The organism is Chryseobacterium lineare (assembly GCF_977014045.1).
In genome coordinates this window covers 1,650,739-1,670,146 of sequence record NZ_CDRNIQ010000001.1, presented here as the reverse complement: position 1 = coordinate 1,670,146, position 19,408 = coordinate 1,650,739, and the positions used below count along the sequence as shown (strand labels likewise).

Here is a 19,408-nt window from a genome sequence, read left to right as displayed (position 1 = left end):
CCCGCTTGGAATTTATGCTGAGCCTGCCGAAGTACTGTATCTTTTTTGTTGCGGCCGGAGCGAAGCGGAGGCCGTAACGAAAAAGGACGCCGTTTCTATCGGGGCTAATAATTACACACCATACAAAACGACTTTTTCAAAGTTAAAATCTTTGTTAACGTTTTAAAAATCTTAAAATGAAAAAAATATATACAATATTTGCTTTATCGGCAGCATCCGTTGCATTTTCACAAATTCAAAAAGTAGAACCTGCCTTTTGGTGGAAAGGAATGAAAAATCCTGAACTTCAGGTCCTGGTTTATGGAAAAAATGTTGCCAATGACGAAATCGAAATTTCAGACGGAGTTCAGATCAAAGATATTCAGAAAGTAGAAAATCCGAATTACGTTTTTATAACTTTAAATACCAATGAGATCAATGTTCCGAAGTTTAAGATCAATACTAGAAAAGGAAAAAAAATCACCAGCTCTTACACTTACGAATTAAAGCAGAGAGAACCCAATTCTGCGGATAGAGAATCTTTTACGTCTAAGGATGTAATGTATCTGATTATGCCCGACCGTTTTGCCAATGGTGATGAGAAAAATGATTCAAGCCCGGACTTAACGGAAAAAGCAAACAGAAGCCTTCCCAACGGACGTCACGGCGGAGATTTGCGCGGAATCATCAATAATCTCGATTATATCCAGAATCTTGGGACAACGGCAGTCTGGCTCACTCCGGTGAATGAAGACAATGAAAAAGTATATTCTTATCATGGCTATGCACAGACCGATTTATATAAAATAGATGCCCGATACGGAACCAATGAAGACTACCGCGAACTTTCCCAAAAATTAAACAAAAGAAACATGAAACTCGTGATGGATTATGTCACGAATCACTGGGGAGTTTCACACTGGATGATCAAAGATCTGCCGACAAAAGACTGGATTCATTGGTTTAGTAGCGGAGAAAATGGTTTTAAACGTTCCAATTACAAAACAACCACACAGTTTGATACCAATGCTTCCGATATTGATAAAAAATTAGCGTTGGACGGCTGGTTTGATACAACAATGCCTGATATTAACCAAAAAAATCCTTTGGTTTTAAAATATCTTACTCAAAATGCCATCTGGTGGATCGAATATGCAGATCTGGGAGGCTTTCGTGTAGATACCTATCCTTACAATGACAAGGAAGCGATGGCTAAATGGGCTAAAGCAATTACCGATGAATATCCGAAATTTAATATTGTTGGAGAAACATGGCTGAATACAGCGGCATATATTTCGGCATGGCAGAAAGATTCAAAAACGGGTGAAGCGGCAAATTATAATTCCAATCTTCCGTCGGTGATGGATTTTATGTTGTACGGCGATATGCCGAAAGCATTAAAGGAAAAAGAAGGCTGGGACAGCGGAATGAATCGTATATACAACAGCCTGGCAAGCGATTTCCTTTACCCCGATATCAATAACGTAATGGTTTTCTTTGAAAATCATGATACCGAAAGATGGAATGAAATATTCAATAATGATCCAAAAGCTTATAAGTTAGGTTTAACAATGATCTCAACCGTTCGCGGAATTCCACAGATTTATTATGGCTCGGAAGTCGGAATGCGCGGTGATAAAAATAAAGGTGGCGATGCCGATATCCGGAGAGATTTTCCGGGTGGATGGAAGTCTGACAAAGTAAATGCTTTTAAACCTTCAGAACAGACTGCCGAACAAAAGGAATTTTATCAGTTTACTCAAAAACTGTTGAACTGGAGGAAAGGAAAAGAAGTAATCCACACCGGAAAAACTAAAAATTTTGTCCCGCAGAACAATGTTTTTGTTTATTTTAGATATAACGAAAAGGAAAGCGTAATGGTTATTTTAAATAACAATGAAAAAGAAGAAACATTGGATTTGAAGCATTTTGCTGAATCATTAAAAGGATTTTCAAAAGGAAAAGACATCATCTCCGATAAAGAATTTTCATTACAGAATAATCTTACCATACCCGCAAAAACTTCTATGGTTATTGAATTAAAGTAACTTAAAAATAAATTCATTCACCTTTGCTGAGTGAAACGCCTTTGCGAACTTAAAAACGGTTAGTAGTTAAGAAGAAAGCTTTGCGCTCCTTTGCGTTAAAAAATAAAATTTAAAGGTTTATAATTAAATATGAAAAAAACAACAATATTCTTTACTTTCATCATGTGTATATTGAGCTTTACGACCATTTCAGCTCAGAAAAAATTTGAAAAAGAAAAAGCAGAAATCGGGACAATGCTCGACGGATTCAACGTCGCAGCTGCAAAAGCAGATTTTACAACCTATTTCAATTATTTCGCAGATGAATCTACCTTCATCGGAACAGATGCAACGGAAGTCTGGGATAAAAAAGCTTTTATGATCTGGGCTAAACCTCATTTCGACAAAAAAAGAACATGGGATTTCACATCATTAAAAAGAAATATCTATTTCAGCAATGATGGAAAACTGGCGTGGTTCGATGAATTGCTCGATACTCAAATGAAGATCTGCCGCGGTTCCGGTGTGGTTGAAAAAATTAACGGACAATGGAAAGTAAAACAATACGTTCTTTCTGTAACGGTTCCCAATGAGATTGTAGATAAAGTGGTCGTTGAAAAAACTCCGATTGAAGATACTTTAATTAAACAATTAAAATCAAATTAACATAATGATGAAAAAAGTAAAGCCCAATCTGTCAATGCCTCAGATCATTAACATGAGCATGGGATTTTTGGGAATCCAGATGGCTTTTGGTTTACAAAATGGAAATGCAAGCCGGATTTTGGCAAACTTTGGAGCAGATGTTCACGAGTTGTCATGGTTTTGGCTGGTGGCACCTGTAACAGGATTGATTGTACAGCCAATCATCGGTCACATGGGAGATAACACATGGAGCCCGCTGGGAAGAAGAAAGCCTTATTTTTTAATAGGAGCGGTTTTATGCGCCATCGGATTGGTGATGCTTCCCAATGCAGCCTCTGTAACGCAGATGATAGCGGCAAATGTTTTGCTGATGGCCGTGATTTTCTTAGCAATGATGGATGCCTCTATAAATGTTGCCATGGAGCCTTTCCGTGCTTTGGTGGGAGATATGCTGCCGAAACATCAGGCAACGATAGGCTTTTCTGTTCAGACTATTTTAATAGGAATCGGAGCGGTAATTGGTTCAGATTTACCAAACTGGCTTACAAAAATGGGAATTTCAAATGAAGCGCCTGAAGGATTTGTGGCAGACAATGTGATTTATGCTTTCTACATTGGCGCAGCAGTGCTGATCTTATCGATTTTGTACACCATCACCACCACCAAAGAATACTCACCGGAAGAATTTGCTTCATTTGAAGGAGGAAAGGAAGTAGTAGAAAAAAAATCTAAACTTTCAGATATCTTTAAAGATTTTGCGAATGTACCTTCTCAGATGAAGAAATTAGGAATTGTACAGTTCTTTTCCTGGTTCGCTTTGTTTACGATGTGGGTTTTTACAACAAGTGCTTTGGCGACACATCATTTCGGGCTTTCACCTGATGATACCCATTCTGCGGAATTTAATAAAGCCGGAGACTTGACAGGAAGTTTGTTCGGAAGTTATAATTTCTATGCCATTTTTTTTGCTTTTGCTTTAACGCCGATTGCAAAATTTATAGGTAAAAAACAAACGCACGCCTTAGCATTAGCTTGTGGAGGGTTAGGTTTAATCTCAATGTATTTCATTAAAGATATTCATCATCTTTGGATTTCAATGGTCGGACTGGGATTTGCCTGGGCAAGTATTTTAGCCATGCCTTACGCCATGCTGATCGATTCAATCCCACAAAAGAAAATGGGAGTCTATATGGGAATTTTCAACTTCTTTATTGTGATTCCTCAGATCATTAACGGGATTTTCGGAGGTCCGATTGTAAGTGGTGTATTTGGCAAAATGGCAATTGCTTACATCGTAGTCGGTGGAATCTGTATGCTGTTGGGTGCTGTTTTAACAATGATTTTTATTAAATCAGAACATGATACCCCAAAGGAAATTGAAGAAGAAATCCAGCAGGTACATTTTTAAATTAAATTTTGTATCTTGAAATAATCAATAGGAGCGGACTTTAGTCCGCTTTTTATATGTCATGGAAATGGCTTTAGCCGAAATTTAAAGACATATAGTTTCTAAATCTTCTACAAGAATTAGCTTAAATCCATTCTTATCCTACATCAACACCTTACCGATTTATTGAATGTACATTTGTACCATAAATAATCACAATATGAAAACAGTATATCATAAAGCAGATACAAGAGGCCACGCCAATCATGGCTGGCTGAATTCTTACCATACATTCAGTTTTGCAAACTATCAAAACCATGAAAGAACCCATTTCGGAGTATTAAGGGTACTGAACGATGACACCGTTTCTCAGGGAATGGGCTTCGGAACACACCCGCACAAAAACATGGAAATCATTTCAATTCCGCTGGAAGGTGATTTGGAGCATAAGGATTCCATGGGAACTACAGCTGTTATCAGAAAGGGAGAGATCCAGGTGATGAGTGCCGGAACCGGTGTAATGCACAGCGAATACAATAAAAATAAGGATGAAGAAGTAAAATTTTTACAGATCTGGGTATTTCCAAGAGAAGTTGATGTTGAACCGAGGTATGATCAGAAAAGCATTAAAGAAGGTGAAAAAATAAATGGATTTCAGCAAATTTTATCACCGGATAAAAACGACGACGGAGTCTGGATTCATCAGGATGCTTGGTTCAACCTGGCAAACTTTACCAAAGGCAACGGTAAAAATTATATGCTTCATAAAAAAGGAAACGGGGTATATGCATTTGTTTTAAAAGGAAGCGCAAAAATTGGCGACAGGATTTTAAATGAAAGAGATGGTCTGGGAATCTGGGATACCCAAAGTTTCAACATTGAAGCCGTTGAAGATACCGAAATTCTTTTAATGGAAGTTCCGATGGACTTGCCATCTTACCTTAAATAATATTAAATTTGTAAACTTAAATAAAAACAATGAAAATTTTAGCCATAGCCGGAAGCAATTCCGATACATCAATCAACAAACTTTTAGTTTCTTATGCCGCTTCACTCGTTCAGAATGCAGAATTGGAAATCATAGATATGAATCAATTTGAAATGCCGATCTATAAACATCAGCGTGAAGTAGAAAATGGTGTGCCTCAACAGGCAGCAGATTTTGCTTCAAAAATTGATGCTGCAGATATACTTTTGGTTTCTCTTTCCGAGCACAACGGAACCTATTCTACTGCTTTCAAAAATGTATTCGACTGGACTTCCAGAATCAAAGACAGAGCAGTTTGGAATGAAAAACCAATGTTATTGATGGCAACAGCTCCCGGAGCAAGAGGAGGATTGGGTGTTTTAGAAGCGGCAGCAAAACGTTTTCCACTTCACGGCGGAAATATCGTCGATACCTTTACGCTTCCTTTCTTTAATGATAATTTTGACAAATCGGCTCAGAAAATTTCTAATGAAGAGAAAGACAGCGAATTGAAGGAAAAGATTGCAAAAATTTCGGCAGTAGAAATTATCCTTGAAAAATAGATTTGAATATTAATTTAAAATTAATATCTTTGCAAAAAGAAAAAAAGATGAATATTCAGACCACTTTTAAAGAATGTTTCTCCAAGAAAGGGAATATTGTGGGCTCTGAAATTCTGAGATGATACAACGCCGATAATCTACTAAGATTGTCGGCTTTTTTATTTTCGAAATTGAAACTTAACATAGAAATAAATTGTGCCAATTTAGCACATTAACAATTAAAAGCATTGTTAAATTGTTAAACTGGTCACTGTTACATTAATAATATGAGCAACACGTACAAATCAGCAGGAGTAGACAAAGAAGAAGGATACAAAACCGTTGACAAGATCAAGAAAGCGGTTGGCGAAACCCATAATTCCAATGTACTGAACCATTTGGGAAGTTTTGGTGCTTTTTATGAAATCGGAGGATACAAAAATCCTGTGTTGGTTTCCGGAACCGATGGGGTAGGAACAAAGCTGAAAGTAGCTTTAGACTCAAAAAAATACGATTCGATCGGGGTAGATTGCTTCGCCATGTGTGCCAATGATATTCTTTGCCACGGTGCAAAACCATTATTTTTCCTGGATTATTTAGCTTGTGGTAAACTGGATTCTGAAATCGCCGCAGAAATCGTCTTAGGAATGGTGGAAGCCTGTAAAGACAACAATTGCGCATTGATCGGTGGAGAAACAGCTGAAATGCCGGGAATGTACCAGCCTGGAGATTATGATGTTGCCGGATTCTGCGTCGGAATTGTTGAAAAAGATCAGATTATTGACGGTTCAGGAATTAAAGCAGGAAACAAAATTATTGCATTGCCAAGTTCAGGATTTCATTCCAACGGATTTTCACTGGTGAGAAAAGTTTTTACTGATTTCAATGAAGAATTCGAAGGAAAACCTTTATACGAAACACTTTTAGTTCCTACAAGATTGTATTACAAAGATATCCATAAAGTTCTTGAAGAAGTAAAAGTTTGCGGAATTGCCCACATCACCGGAGGTGGATTATATGAAAATGTTCCGAGAATCATTCCTGAAGGATTATGTGCTTCTATTGACGCATCAAAAATCAATGTTCCTTCGATCATGGTTGAATTGGAAAAAAGAGGAGGTGTGGCTCATGAAGAAATGTTCGGAACATTCAATATGGGTGTCGGAATGATCGTTGTGGTAGACACAGAACACGCAGAAAAAGTATTACACCTTTTGGACGATGCGTACGAAATCGGAGAAATTACAGAAGGAAACGAAAAGATAAACTTATCATTTTAATGTACCAATATAACAATGTAATATTTTACCAATTTTAATGAATTGTTATATTGTTAAACTGATACATTGTTACATTAATCTATGAAAAACTTAGTTATACTCGTTTCAGGCTCAGGAACCAATCTTCAGCGAATCATCGATACTATTGATAACGGAGAAATCCCGAATGCAAAAATATCGTTGGTAGTGGCCGACAGAGAGTGCTACGGACTTGAAAGAGCAAAAAATCATAATATAGACAACGTTCTGATTCCGAGAGGAAAAAACTTCAGCAGTGAATTGAGCAAAGTCATTCCTGGAAATACAGACTTAATCGTTTTAGCAGGGTTTTTATCCATTCTGAAACCTGAATTCTGTGAAAACTGGAACGGTAAAATAATCAACATTCATCCGGCTTTGCTTCCGAAATTCGGAGGAAAAGGAATGTGGGGACATCATGTTCACAACGCGGTGATTGAAGCAAAGGAAAAAGAAAGCGGGGCTACTGTACATTTCGTAACATCAGGAATTGATGAAGGGGAAGCCATTCTTCAGAAATCATTCCAGATTACAGAAAATGATACTCCTGAAACGGTAGCGGAAAAAGTTCATTTAATTGAATACGAAATTTTCCCAAAAGCTATAAACAAAGTATTAAATAATATACCAATCTAGTAATGTACCAATTTACCAATCTAAATGATTGTTACATTGCTATACTGATACATTATTACATTAATACAAAACACATTTAGATTTAAATATTTCGAAAAACAAGAAAAATCTAAGTAAAAAATAATAGACCGGAGGTGAAAGACCCGGTCGACAGTTTGAAATAGCTGTAAAAAGTAAATTGAAAGTAAAAGTTTTTGATCAAAAGAGTCCTTAAAGGACGATTTAAATCAGGATAGGATGATTTCATTCTATCAAAAAGAAAAAATTTAAAGTAAGATGAGCAAAAAAAGAGTTTTAATCAGTGTTTCTGACAAAAGCGGATTGATAGAATTCGCACAGTTTTTGGAAGCCCAAAATTACGAATTGATTTCTACAGGAGGGACATTCAAACACCTGAAAGACGCTGGTTTAAATCCGATTCAGATTGATGAGGTTACCGATTTTCCTGAAATGTTGGATGGAAGAGTAAAAACATTACACCCGAAAGTTCATGGCGGATTGTTGGCCGTTCGTTCCAATGAAGAGCACATGAATACCGTTCAGCAACACGGAATTGGACTGATTGACATGGTAATCGTAAATCTTTATCCTTTCTTTGAAAATGTAAACAAAGACATTTCTCTTCACGAAAAGGTGGAATTCATCGACATCGGAGGTCCTTCAATGCTTCGTTCTGCTGCTAAAAATTTTGATTCTGTGACGGTAATTACTGACGTTGAAGATTATGCAACCGTGAAAATCGAAATGGAGCAAAACGGTGATACCTATATCGAAACCCGTAAAAAATTAGCAGGAAAAGTATTCAACCTTACTTCTGCCTATGATGCAGCGATTTCAAGAATGCTTTTAGAAGAAGATTATCCGACTTATTTAAATGCCTCTTACAAAAAAGTTTCTGATCTTAGATATGGTGAAAACCCACATCAGACAGCTGCTTACTACGTTTCTACTTTCGAAAACGGCGCTATGAAAGATTTCGAACAATTGGGAGGTAAAGAATTATCTTTCAATAATCTTCGTGATATGGATCTTTGCTGGAAAGTGGTAACAGAATTCAAAGAAGAAATGGCTTGTTGCGCCGTAAAACACTCTACACCTTGTGGCGTTGCGATCGGAACTTCAGCGTTGGAAACCTATCAGAAAACTTTCGAGTGCGACCCTGTTTCTATCTTTGGCGGAATTGTTGCAATGAACTACAAAATCGATGCAGCAACAGCGGAGGAATTAAACAAAACATTCCTTGAAATTGTTATGGCTCCTGAATTTGATGAAGAAGCCTTAGAAATTTTAAGAAAGAAGAAAAATCTGAGAATTATAAAAATCGTAAATCCGGTTTCTGACAAGCAAACTTGGGTGAAGATTGACGGAGGAATTTTAGTTCAGGATAATGACAGCATTTTCTCAGATGATATCAAAGTCGTTACTGAAACTCAGCCTACGGAAGAGCAGAAAAAAGCGTTATTGTTCTCTCAGAGAGTAGTGAAATATGTAAAATCCAACGCGATTGTAGTTTCCAACGGAATTCAGGCTTTTGGAATCGGAGGCGGACAGGTAAACAGAATCTGGGCTACCCAACAGGCGATCGAAAGAGCTAAAGAAAAGTTCTCAGGAGAATTGGTATTAGCTTCAGATGCATTTTTCCCTTTCCGTGATGTGGTGGATTTCTGCGCTCAGGAAGGAATTACGGCGATCATCCAACCCGGCGGAAGCGTAAAAGATCAGGACAGTATTGACGCTGCCAACGAGCACAATATTCCGATGATGTTTACCGGGATCAGACATTTTTTACACTAAATAAGATTAAGAGATTCAGAAATTTAGCAATTAAGAGATTTTCGATGGTAATTTCTTAATTCCTTAATCTCTCAATTTTTTAATTTTAAATTATATATTTGTAAATTATAGACTAGATAATTAAATAAAGTATGAGAATATTAATCATAGGTGAAGGTGGAAGAGAATCTGCTTTGGCAGCAAAACTTCAGAATGATCCGAGAATTACTAAGATGTTTTTCGCCAACGGAAACGCTACCACTGATGTAATAGGAAAAAATGTTCATTTATCAGAGATTAAAGAACTTAGAGATTTTGCAATCAAGGAAAAGGTAGATTTAACGATCGTTGGCCCAGAAGCACCACTTGTAGCTGGTTTGAAGGACGAATTCAAAAAGCACGACCTTAAAGTTTTCGGACCAAACCAAAAGGTGGCAAGCCTGGAAGGGAGTAAAGCTTTCTCTAAGAAATTTATGCAGACCTATGATATCAAAACAGCAAAAGCTGTAGTTTTTGATTCATACAACGACGCTAAAGAATACGTTCAGAAACAGGAATATCCTTTGGTTATAAAAGCCAGTGGATTGGCCGGAGGAAAAGGTGTTGTGATCTGCGATACACTGGAAGAAGCTGAAGCTACCATCCATGATTTCATGATCAGAAGAATATATGGCGATGCAGGAATCCGTTTGGTGATCGAAGAATACTTACAAGGTTTTGAGGCATCTATTATTGCCTTCTCAAACGGTAATAAACTTTTCCCTTGTGTTGCTGCAAAAGATTACAAAAAAGCAGGAAACGGCGATACAGGACCAAACACAGGAGGTATGGGATCTGTCGCTCCAAGCCCTGAATTTACCCAGGAACATTACGAAGACTTTGAGAAAAATATCCTTGAACCGACTGTCAACGGACTTAAAGCAGAAGGCTTCGGCTTTAAAGGGATCATTTTCTTCGGATTAATGGTGACCAAGAACGGAACTTATCTTCTTGAATACAACATGAGATTCGGAGATCCTGAAACTCAGGTATTGATGGCCTTAATGGAAAATAATCTTCTTGATGTTATCCAGGATTGTATGGAAGGAAAAGATATCGAGCTTAAATTTAAAGACGAAAAAGCAATTTGTCTGGTAATGTGTTCAGGGGGATATCCAAGAAACATCGAAACAGGTTTCGAAATCGTGGGAGAAGATAAAGTAAAACAAAGCAAGCTGTTATATGCAGGAGCCATTACAAAAGGAGATAAAGTAGTTTCAAACGGCGGCAGAGTGCTGAACATCGTAGCCACCGGAGCCACGTACGAAGATGCCCGCAAGAAAGTTTACGAAGATGCAAGTCATGTACATTTCGATTACGGCTTCTACAGAGAAGACATAGGAAAGTTCTAACATAAATCACGAAAAAAGATTTGGAGAAATCCAGGTCTTTTTTTGTAAAGAATTTAATAGCAGTAAGCTTTAAGCTATAGGCGATAAGCTTTAAATATTTACAAATGCCTACTGCTTTCAGCCTATAGCCTAAAGCATTAATAATAATTTAAAATGAACAACGGTATTATTATATTAGATTTCGGATCACAGTACAACCAGCTTATCGGAAGAAGAATTCGTGAGATGGGTGTGTATTCGGAAATTTTACCTTTCAATACACCATTACAAACAATTTTAGAAAAGCAGCCAAAAGGAATTATCCTTTCAGGAGGGCCAAGTTCTGTCAATGCAGAAAATGCTCATTTGGTTGAAAAAGAGCTGTATGAACAAGGAATTCCTGTGTTGGGAATCTGTTACGGAATGCAGTTGACTGCTCATCTTTTAGGCGGAAAAGTTCATAAAGGTGTAAAAGGAGAGTACGGAAAAGCTCACCTTGAAATCGTAAAAGAAAGTTCTTTATTAAAAGGTGTAACGAATAATTCTATCGTTTGGATGAGTCATTTTGACGAAGTGGGACAGCTGCCTCCGGGGTTTGAGTTAAATGCTCAGTCGGGTGTAGTGGCCTCCATGTCAAATGAAGATAAGAAAATCTATTGCGTGCAATTCCATCCTGAAGTTTCCCACACGGAAGAAGGCGGAAAAATGCTGGAGAATTTTGTATTCGGAATCTGTAATGCAGAGAAAAACTGGAAGCTGACAAACTATATCGATAAAACAATAACAGAAATCCGCGAAAGAGTAGGAGATCAGAAAGTGATCTTAGGACTTTCCGGTGGAGTAGATTCCTCTGTTGCTGCAGTTTTGATTCACAGGGCAATCGGTGATCAGCTGACTTGTATTTTCGTAGATACAGGTCTTTTGAGAAAAGATGAAGGCAAAAAAGTAATGGATAATTATGGAGAACATTTCCATATGAACATTAAACTGGTTGATGCTAAAGAAAGATTTTTATCAAAATTAGCCGGAGTTGATGATCCGGAAGCAAAAAGAAAGATCATCGGAAACGAATTCATCCATGTTTTTGATGAAGAATCTCACAAAATTGAAGGGGCAAAATTCTTGGCACAAGGAACAATTTATCCTGATGTTATTGAAAGCCAGTCTGTAAACGGTCCTTCGGCCGTCATCAAATCTCACCATAATGTAGGTGGACTTCCTGAAGAAATGGAGTTTGAATTGCTGGAGCCTTTAAGAGAATTGTTTAAAGATGAAGTAAGAAAAGTAGGTGAAGAATTGGGAATTCCTCATCATTTGGTACACAGACATCCCTTCCCGGGTCCTGGTTTGGGGATCAGAGTATTGGGAGCTGTTGACGCGGAGAAAGTGAGAATCCTTCAGGAAGCGGATGATATTTTCATTGAAGAATTATATAAAAATGATTTATATGAAAAAGTTTCTCAGGCATTCGTTGTCCTTCTTCCGGTAAAATCGGTTGGGGTAATGGGCGATGAGAGAACGTACGAATATACAGCAGTTGTCCGTTCTGCCAACACCATCGATTTCATGACAGCAACGTGGAGCAGACTTCCTTACGAGTTTTTAGATACCGTTTCAAGCAGAATCATCAACGAAGTAAGAGGAATCAACAGAGTTGCGTACGATATTTCAAGCAAACCGCCTGCAACTATTGAGTGGGAATAATTTGACTTGAATTTTAGATATAAATCCTGCCTTCGGGCGGGATTTTTTTTACATTTTTATCTAAATATTTAGCAGCAATACTGTTTATTGAGATTTCTTGTTTTTCTTTTTTCTGTTATAATATTTAGATTCTTTATCCCTATATTTAACTTGATTACCTATCATAAACGGCATAATTATAAACACTATAATCAATAATACTATTATTTGAAACCACATAATTTATTTATTTTTTAATTAGTTTATCAATATATAAGATTCATAAAGTAAAAATATCCATTAAGTCGATATATCTGTATAAAAATCTAATATAAGTTTCGGCTAAAGCCCAATACTACTGATTCGTATTGTAATAATGGAAGCATAATGCTTATCCCGAACTAACCTTAAACTTATTTCGTATAGACTTGGCGGCATCGGTGATTATTGTGGTATTGGTTTAGATATTCGCAATGTTAAATTAAATATTCGCACCGCCATTGTATATTTTAGCATTGTAGGTTTAGATTTTAGCGATGTTACTTAAGATATTCACGTAGTCATTTTAAATATTAGTGCCGTTGATTTAAATATGAGCAACTTTGATTTAATTATTAAGAACTGCATTTAAAAACCCAGTAACTTCAATGTAGATATTCGCAACTTCATTGTGTATATTCGCAACTCCGGATTAGATATTACTAACTTCACTTTAGATATTATCAACTGCGATTTAGATATTAACAACTTCGGTTTAAATATGAGCAACTTCATTTAAAAAGCTGGTAACTTCGCTTTAGGTATTAACAACTTTAGGAAAATATTAATGACTCAATTCTAAATAGCTATAGCTTAATGCATGAAGTGGAATGAAAAATGTTCCGTTAACTGGAAAAAATGTCAAATTTTCCCTAAATTTAAATAAAATTACGTCAAATGCAAATAGAAACAAGACCGCTGACGGTACAGGATTATGAAGAATTGGTTGTTACAATGAAACGGGCCTATCCCCAAATGTCAGAATCAATATGGTCTAGAAAAAGTATCGAAAAACTCACAAGAATATTTCCAAAAGGACAGATATGTATCACTGTAGATGGTAAATTAGCTGCGGTGGCACTCTCAATTATAGTTAATTACAATGAATTCGGAGACGATCACACATACAGTGATATCACAGGAAACTACACATTTAATACCCATTCTTCCACCGGTGATGTTTTATATGGAATTGAAGTTTTTGTAGACCCCGAGTTTCGCGAATTGAGATTGGGCAGAAGATTATATGATGCCAGAAAAGAACTGTGTGAATTATTAAACTTAAAATCAATCATTCTCGGTGGCAGAATCCCGAATTATCATAAACACAGCGAACTATCGCCGAGAGAATATATCAGGAGAGTGCGTGATAAAGAAATCTATGATCCTGTTTTATCCTTTCAGTTATCCAATAACTTTTTACCAATCAGGGTTTTAAAAAAATATTTACCAGAAGACGAATCTTCAAAAGAAAATGCAGTTCTGCTACAATGGAACAACATCTATTACAGCAAAAAACCAAATACGATGCAGGATAGCATCATCCGCCTTGGTCTTGTTCAGTGGCAAATGAGACATTTTAAGGATATTGATGCTTTCTACGAACAGGTAGAATTTTTTGTAGATGTGATGGGCGATTACAAAGCAGATTTCGTGCTGTTCCCGGAACTGTTCAATACCCCTTTATTAGCGCCCTTCAACAAGCTTTCCGAAAGAGACAGTATGATTGAGCTGGCTAAGCTGACAGATGAAATAAAGATGAGAATTTCAGATTTGGCGATCAGTTATAATGTCAATATCATTTCAGGCAGTATGCCGATTTTTGAAAATAATGATCTGTATAATGTAAGTTACCTCCTTCATAGAGACGGAAGAGTCGATGAATACCGTAAAATTCACATCACGCCAAACGAGAAAAAATATTACGGTATGAAAGGAGGAAACGAAATCCGTGTTTTTGATACCGACTGCGGGAAAATCGGATTAGTGATTTGCTATGATGTTGAGTTTCCTGAGCTTCCGAGAATTCTTGCAGATCAGGGAATGAAGATTCTTTTTGTTCCTTACCTTACCGACACGCAGAATGCTTACATGAGAGTGCGTCACTGCGCCGCTGCACGAGCAATTGAAAATGAATGCTATGTTGCTATAGCGGGTTGTGTAGGTAATCTTCCGGGAGTCAATAATATGGATATTCAGTTTGGTCAGGCTGCTGTTTTCACGCCATCAGATTTTGCATTTCCGTCAAATGCCGTAAAAGGAGAAGCAACCCCCAATACCGAAATGACCCTGATCGTCGATGTGGATCTGAACTTACTCAAAGACCTTCATCATCACGGCTCCGTTCAGGTCATGAAAGACCGCAGAAAAGATCTTTATGAAACATATTTAAAGTAAATTGTAATCTAACCGATAAATAAACTTCCTTTTTGAGAGGTTTATTTTTTGTTTCAGATCCGATACTTATCTGGAAGATAGTCTATGTTAAAAATTAAATTCTAATCATTGATTAGATCATGTATGAAGCTGGTAATTAATAGCATTACAATACTTTAATGAATCTCATTACGAATAGTTTTCTTCAATAAAAACTTGAAATATCATCCAGTAAATGTTACAAGAAAATTGTTTTGTCGTTGATATTAAATATCAATACTTTAAACATATTGCATTATTGTTACAATTTGACTAAATTTGTCGGAATGCCAGTCATAAGAGAACTGATATTATGCCAAATCGTATTTTATAGAACTTAGTAAGTCGTTGATAATAAGTATGAAAAAAGTAAAATATTCCCCTTTAAGAGATAAAATATTTGTATTGCTTATGAGTTCTGTTTCAGCTGAAAATTGATAGCTGATGAAACGATTCTGCAATTTTTGCCACAACGATAGAATTTCCATGTTAACAATATTTCATAAATATTTAGGATAAAATTTTTCTTAGCTCAATCTAAGGTTGACTTTATAAAAGTTTATGAATGTTTAAAAATCAGCGAATTAAAAATAACCATACATTATATATAGTAAACAGAGATGAAATTTGACTATAAAGAAATACATATCGGAAGTATCATACAGACACGTGTAGCCGATACCTCAATAGAATTAGAGAGAATCTGCAAATTCATGAAATCTACAAAAGCACAGATTAATGAAATGTATGCCTCTAAAAGTCTTGATACTGATGTGCTTATGAGGTGGAGTAAACTTCTGGAATATGATTTTTTCAGGATATATTCCCAGCATCTTATTCTCTATGCACCACCTTCTAAAGTTGATAAAACAGAAGAAAAAAAATCAATGCTGCCAAACTTCCGTAAAAGTATTTATACAAGAGAAGTTATTGATTTTATTGTTGAACTCATAGAAAATGAGGAAAAAACAATGCCGCAGATTGTAAAGGAATATAGAATCCCGAAATCTACCCTGCATAGGTGGACTAAAAAATATGGTAAATCTGAATAATAATTAATTATGAAAAAAAATACTTCACAGCCTGATTTTAGAAGGATTTATACTGATATTCTCAATAAAAAATTTCCTGAAAAAAAGAGCGAATGTGAAAAGATTTTAAATAAAAAAGTCTTTACTGAGCTGGATGTGATAGCGATTAACAACATCATTTTTCCTCCGTCTACGAAGGATATTACAAAATCTAATCAGCAACACCGATCATACAGCAAATCAACCATTATTAAAATTCTGGAATTTCAGAAGCAGCACGGCTTAAATAATACCAAGCTTGCTTTACATTACAAGCTGAGCCGTAATACTGTTTCAAAATGGAAAAAGCTTTTTGTTGTATAAATTTGCATACAATTAGGGAACGCTTTTTGAAATGATTTTGGCTTGTTTTTTTGTATTTTTATAAATTATGTTTGACAAGCAACAAAGAAAATTTAAAAGATCTGCCAAATTGATCTCCGTGTTGAGTAAATACGGTTTCAAAGATCTTCTGGCCAGGATGAATGTTGGAAATAAGCAGGTGGAAATTTCCGCCAATCCTGAAGAAATCGTATCTAAAGGTACCGTTTACGAAAGAATCAGATTGGCTTTGGAGGAGCTGGGACCTACTTTTGTAAAACTTGGCCAGAGCTTTAGCAACAGGGAAGATCTTCTTCCTCCTGAGCTGATCCAGGAGCTTCAGAAACTTCAGGATAAGGTGGATAAAATAGAAATGAATGTTGCTGAAATCCTTGAAAATGAATTTAATATTGTCGTTTCCGAACATTTTTCTGACATTCAGAATGAGCCTCTGGCCACGGCATCAATTGCTCAGGTCTATAAAGCGTCACTGGCAGATGGCACCGAGGTGATCTTAAAAATAAAGAAACCTGATGTACAGTCTGTTATCGAAGATGATTTATTGCTCCTTAAAGATATTGAAAAACTGATCTCATCATATTCCGAGATCGGAGACAAGCTAAATCTTAAACAGGCCATTTCAACATTTGAAAAATCTTTGCTGGAAGAAGTTTCTTTAATTAATGAAAAGGAAAATATTCTGCAGTTCAGGAGAAATTTCAAAAACAGTAAAGTGACTTACGTTCCGACGGTTTACGAAGAGTTTTCCAACAATAATATTCTCTGTATGGAATTTATTGATGGAATAAAAGTGACCGATAAAACAACACTTCTTGCTAATTCCATCAGCCCTGTCACGGTTTCTGAAGCCGGTCTGAGGCTTTTCGTGTCACAGATTCTCGACTATGGTTTCTTTCACGCAGATCCTCATGCGGGAAATATTCTGGTAAAAAAAGACGGAAAAGTTGTTTTCATAGATTTCGGAGCAGTTGGAAAAATTCCGCCAAATGATAAAGAAATTCTTGAGAATCTTATTGTAAGTTTCGTTGCGAAAAATCCACATAAAATTGTACGTTATCTGAAGAAAATGGCAGTCAGCTATCAGATTCCCGACGAAAGGAGATTTGAAGGTGATGTTGAAGATATTCTGGATTTCGTTCACAGCACTTCACTGAAAGAAATTGATCCTCATGCCGTAATGAATAAGATGAAAGATGTCCTGAAGGATAACCGACTGTATATGCCGGATTATTTTTATCTTTTATTTAAAGGAATAGGTCTGATTGAAGGAGTCGGACGAACGATTAATCCGGATCTGGATATTGTAAAAAGTTTACATCCTTACACAAAAAAAATATTTACGAAAAAGATAAGTCCGCAGAATATTTTTAAGGCAGGAATGGATAAAGTGATGAACTTTACAGATAATGTAGATGAAATCCCCAAAGAATTACGTTCTGTTCTACAGAAGTTAGACGAAAATAAATTTACTGTTTCCAGCGAAATCAAAAATATTGAAAAAACGAATCAATTAATAAAATCAAGCATTATCAATCTGATTCTGGCTATGATTCTAGGGGCAAATATCATTGCAACAGCAATTGTTTTTGTATCAGAATCCGGACCTAGAATTGGGGAGATGTCTTTGGTAGCGGTGCTGGGTTTTATTTTTTCAATTTTATTGGTTGTCATTATTTTGTTAAGGATTACAAGAAAATAATTGTTAGAGATGCTTCGACTTCGCTCAGCATGACATCGCTACAAATTTTCTTTAAAACAGTTAGTATTAGAAATGCAATGCTGAGCCTGTCGAAGTATCTCTATCTCTAAAAAACTTCTATCATCCATCTTCAAGGCTTCCCGCCAAAGTTTAAAAAATTAATTACCTATCTTTGCAAAATGGAAAAACTCACTTTTGCAGATTTTGAACTTCCGGTTAAGATTCTTGATGTTTTGGCAGATCTGGAATTATTCGAACCTACACCGATTCAGGAGAAGAGCCTCAAACCTATCCTTTCCGGGCGTGATGTAATGGGAATTGCACAGACCGGAACAGGAAAAACGCTGGCCTATCTTTTACCTGTCCTTAAAACATGGAAGTATAACAAAAACGGAAATCCTACTGTTTTGATTCTTGTTCCTACAAGAGAGCTTGTAGTACAGGTTTCAGAAATTGTTGAGAAATTAACGGAAAATATCACTGCAAGAGTTATAGGAATTTACGGAGGAAAGAATATCAATACCCAAAAGCTGTTGTTCGACGGAGGCTGTGATATTCTGGTAGGAACTCCTGGGAGAGTGATGGATCTGGCAATTGATAATGCTATTTCCCTGAAAGAGGTTCAGAAGTTGATTATTGATGAGTTTGACGAAATGCTGAATCTTGGTTTCAGACCGCAGCTGACCCATATTTTTGAAATGATGAAAGAGAAAAGACAGAATATCCTTTTCTCTGCAACCATGACAGAATCTGTAGATGAAATGCTGGATGAGTATTTTGCGAGTCCAATTGAGATTTCATTAGCAAAATCCGGGACTCCGCTCGAAAAAATTGAACAGACCGCTTATAAAGTAGAAAACTTTAATACAAAGATCAACCTTCTTGAATATTTGTTGAAGAAAGATACTGAGATGTCAAAAGTGTTGATTTTCACCAATAATAAGAAAAATGCAGATCTCGTTTTTACCAAGATCGATGAGCTTTTCCCGGACCAGTTTGATGTTATTCATTCCAATAAATCACAGAATTACAGGCTCAAAGCAATGAAAAGTTTTGAGAATGAGGAAATAAGAGGACTTATTACAACAGATGTGATGGCGAGAGGTCTTGATATTTCAGACATTACCCATGTTATCAACTTTGAAACGCCTGATATTCCGGAGCAGTATATTCACAGGATCGGTAGAACCGGTAGGGCGGATAAAGATGGAAAAGCTGTGACATTCGTTACTAAGAAGGAAGAAACTTTAGCGCTTGACATTGAATTGCTGATGGATAAAGAACTAAAGTATATCGACTTCCCTGCAGAAGTAAAGATCAATCCTAAGAAAATTGCTTCTGAAGAAGAACAGGTCATAATGAAAAATCCTGCTCAGGTAAAACTGAATGATGGCGGAGGAGCTTTCCATGAAAAGAAAGATAAAAACAAGAAAGAAAACTGGGGTGGCCCATCCAAAAGAAAAGCACCGAAAAAATTCGGGGCAAACAGGGCTCAGCAAAAAGCAATCTCTAAGTCTAAGAAAAAGAAATAAAAAC

Annotated in this window: 15 protein-coding genes; all 15 read left to right on the top strand. The window is 36.4% G+C overall.

Translation table 11 applies throughout. From position 1 onward, the window contains the following. Positions 1-176: 176 nt before the first annotated feature. A complete protein-coding gene (locus tag ACWNCI_RS07300; RefSeq protein WP_449387788.1) occupies positions 177-2,027 on the top strand; it encodes a glycoside hydrolase family 13 protein in 1,851 nt (616 codons plus the stop codon). Between the two features lie 129 nt (positions 2,028-2,156). After that, positions 2,157-2,672, top strand: a complete 516-nt coding sequence (locus ACWNCI_RS07295; RefSeq protein WP_346984867.1) for a nuclear transport factor 2 family protein — start codon at positions 2,157-2,159, stop codon at positions 2,670-2,672. A 4-nt stretch (positions 2,673-2,676) separates the two neighbouring features. Continuing rightward, the gene (locus ACWNCI_RS07290) at positions 2,677-4,059 is read left to right on the top strand and encodes an MFS transporter (protein WP_449387787.1); all 1,383 of its coding nucleotides are present in this window, start codon (positions 2,677-2,679) and stop codon (positions 4,057-4,059) included. Between the two features lie 199 nt (positions 4,060-4,258). Then, positions 4,259-4,987 carry a pirin family protein gene (locus ACWNCI_RS07285; RefSeq protein WP_449387786.1) on the top strand — a complete coding sequence of 243 codons (729 nt, stop codon included), beginning with the start codon at positions 4,259-4,261 and terminating at the stop codon, positions 4,985-4,987. Between the two features lie 29 nt (positions 4,988-5,016). Continuing rightward, positions 5,017-5,568, top strand: coding sequence for an NADPH-dependent FMN reductase (locus ACWNCI_RS07280; RefSeq protein ID WP_449387785.1), 552 nt, complete (start codon positions 5,017-5,019; stop codon positions 5,566-5,568). A gap of 266 nt (positions 5,569-5,834) precedes the next feature. After that, positions 5,835-6,827, top strand: coding sequence for a phosphoribosylformylglycinamidine cyclo-ligase (purM, locus tag ACWNCI_RS07275; RefSeq protein ID WP_449387784.1), 993 nt, complete (start codon positions 5,835-5,837; stop codon positions 6,825-6,827). An 81-nt stretch (positions 6,828-6,908) separates the two neighbouring features. Next, positions 6,909-7,481: a phosphoribosylglycinamide formyltransferase gene (gene purN / locus ACWNCI_RS07270; protein ID WP_449387783.1), complete on the top strand. Its 573-nt coding sequence runs from the start codon at positions 6,909-6,911 to the stop codon at positions 7,479-7,481. 276 nt (positions 7,482-7,757) lie between these two features. Further along, complete coding sequence (gene purH, locus ACWNCI_RS07265) at positions 7,758-9,275, top strand: bifunctional phosphoribosylaminoimidazolecarboxamide formyltransferase/IMP cyclohydrolase (RefSeq protein WP_346984875.1); 1,518 nt, start codon at positions 7,758-7,760, stop codon at positions 9,273-9,275. A gap of 131 nt (positions 9,276-9,406) precedes the next feature. Further along, positions 9,407-10,645: a phosphoribosylamine--glycine ligase gene (purD, locus tag ACWNCI_RS07260; protein ID WP_346984876.1), complete on the top strand. Its 1,239-nt coding sequence runs from the start codon at positions 9,407-9,409 to the stop codon at positions 10,643-10,645. A 153-nt stretch (positions 10,646-10,798) separates the two neighbouring features. Then, entirely contained in the window at positions 10,799-12,328 is a 1,530-nt protein-coding gene (guaA, locus tag ACWNCI_RS07255; protein WP_346984877.1) for a glutamine-hydrolyzing GMP synthase, read from the top strand. A gap of 915 nt (positions 12,329-13,243) precedes the next feature. Continuing rightward, complete coding sequence (locus ACWNCI_RS07250; protein ID WP_449387782.1) at positions 13,244-14,743, top strand: nitrilase-related carbon-nitrogen hydrolase; 1,500 nt, start codon at positions 13,244-13,246, stop codon at positions 14,741-14,743. A 638-nt stretch (positions 14,744-15,381) separates the two neighbouring features. Further along, positions 15,382-15,813 (top strand): transposase, encoded by a 432-nt coding sequence (locus ACWNCI_RS07245; protein WP_449387781.1) that lies wholly within the window; start codon positions 15,382-15,384, stop codon positions 15,811-15,813. A gap of 9 nt (positions 15,814-15,822) precedes the next feature. Continuing rightward, on the top strand, positions 15,823-16,155 hold the full coding sequence (locus ACWNCI_RS07240) for a transposase (RefSeq protein ID WP_042722146.1): 333 nt from the start codon (positions 15,823-15,825) through the stop codon (positions 16,153-16,155). Positions 16,156-16,222: 67 nt separating this feature from the next. Next, positions 16,223-17,872: an ABC1 kinase family protein gene (locus tag ACWNCI_RS07235; RefSeq protein ID WP_346984882.1), complete on the top strand. Its 1,650-nt coding sequence runs from the start codon at positions 16,223-16,225 to the stop codon at positions 17,870-17,872. Positions 17,873-18,051: 179 nt separating this feature from the next. After that, positions 18,052-19,404 carry a DEAD/DEAH box helicase gene (locus tag ACWNCI_RS07230; protein ID WP_449387780.1) on the top strand — a complete coding sequence of 451 codons (1,353 nt, stop codon included), beginning with the start codon at positions 18,052-18,054 and terminating at the stop codon, positions 19,402-19,404. Positions 19,405-19,408: the final 4 nt, after the last annotated feature.

What these genes read in the sequence shown, in the direction of transcription:
- ACWNCI_RS07300 (WP_449387788.1), top strand. Translation starts at nt 177, where the DNA reads ATGAAAAAAATATATACAATATTTGCTTTATCGGCAGCATCCGTTGCA.
- ACWNCI_RS07295 (WP_346984867.1), top strand. Translation starts at nt 2,157, where the DNA reads ATGAAAAAAACAACAATATTCTTTACTTTCATCATGTGTATATTGAGC.
- ACWNCI_RS07290 (WP_449387787.1), top strand. Translation starts at nt 2,677, where the DNA reads ATGATGAAAAAAGTAAAGCCCAATCTGTCAATGCCTCAGATCATTAAC.
- ACWNCI_RS07285 (WP_449387786.1), top strand. Translation starts at nt 4,259, where the DNA reads ATGAAAACAGTATATCATAAAGCAGATACAAGAGGCCACGCCAATCAT.
- ACWNCI_RS07280 (WP_449387785.1), top strand. Translation starts at nt 5,017, where the DNA reads ATGAAAATTTTAGCCATAGCCGGAAGCAATTCCGATACATCAATCAAC.
- purM (WP_449387784.1), top strand. Translation starts at nt 5,835, where the DNA reads ATGAGCAACACGTACAAATCAGCAGGAGTAGACAAAGAAGAAGGATAC.
- purN (WP_449387783.1), top strand. Translation starts at nt 6,909, where the DNA reads ATGAAAAACTTAGTTATACTCGTTTCAGGCTCAGGAACCAATCTTCAG.
- purH (WP_346984875.1), top strand. Translation starts at nt 7,758, where the DNA reads ATGAGCAAAAAAAGAGTTTTAATCAGTGTTTCTGACAAAAGCGGATTG.
- purD (WP_346984876.1), top strand. Translation starts at nt 9,407, where the DNA reads ATGAGAATATTAATCATAGGTGAAGGTGGAAGAGAATCTGCTTTGGCA.
- guaA (WP_346984877.1), top strand. Translation starts at nt 10,799, where the DNA reads ATGAACAACGGTATTATTATATTAGATTTCGGATCACAGTACAACCAG.
- ACWNCI_RS07250 (WP_449387782.1), top strand. Translation starts at nt 13,244, where the DNA reads ATGCAAATAGAAACAAGACCGCTGACGGTACAGGATTATGAAGAATTG.
- ACWNCI_RS07245 (WP_449387781.1), top strand. Translation starts at nt 15,382, where the DNA reads ATGAAATTTGACTATAAAGAAATACATATCGGAAGTATCATACAGACA.
- ACWNCI_RS07240 (WP_042722146.1), top strand. Translation starts at nt 15,823, where the DNA reads ATGAAAAAAAATACTTCACAGCCTGATTTTAGAAGGATTTATACTGAT.
- ACWNCI_RS07235 (WP_346984882.1), top strand. Translation starts at nt 16,223, where the DNA reads ATGTTTGACAAGCAACAAAGAAAATTTAAAAGATCTGCCAAATTGATC.
- ACWNCI_RS07230 (WP_449387780.1), top strand. Translation starts at nt 18,052, where the DNA reads ATGGAAAAACTCACTTTTGCAGATTTTGAACTTCCGGTTAAGATTCTT.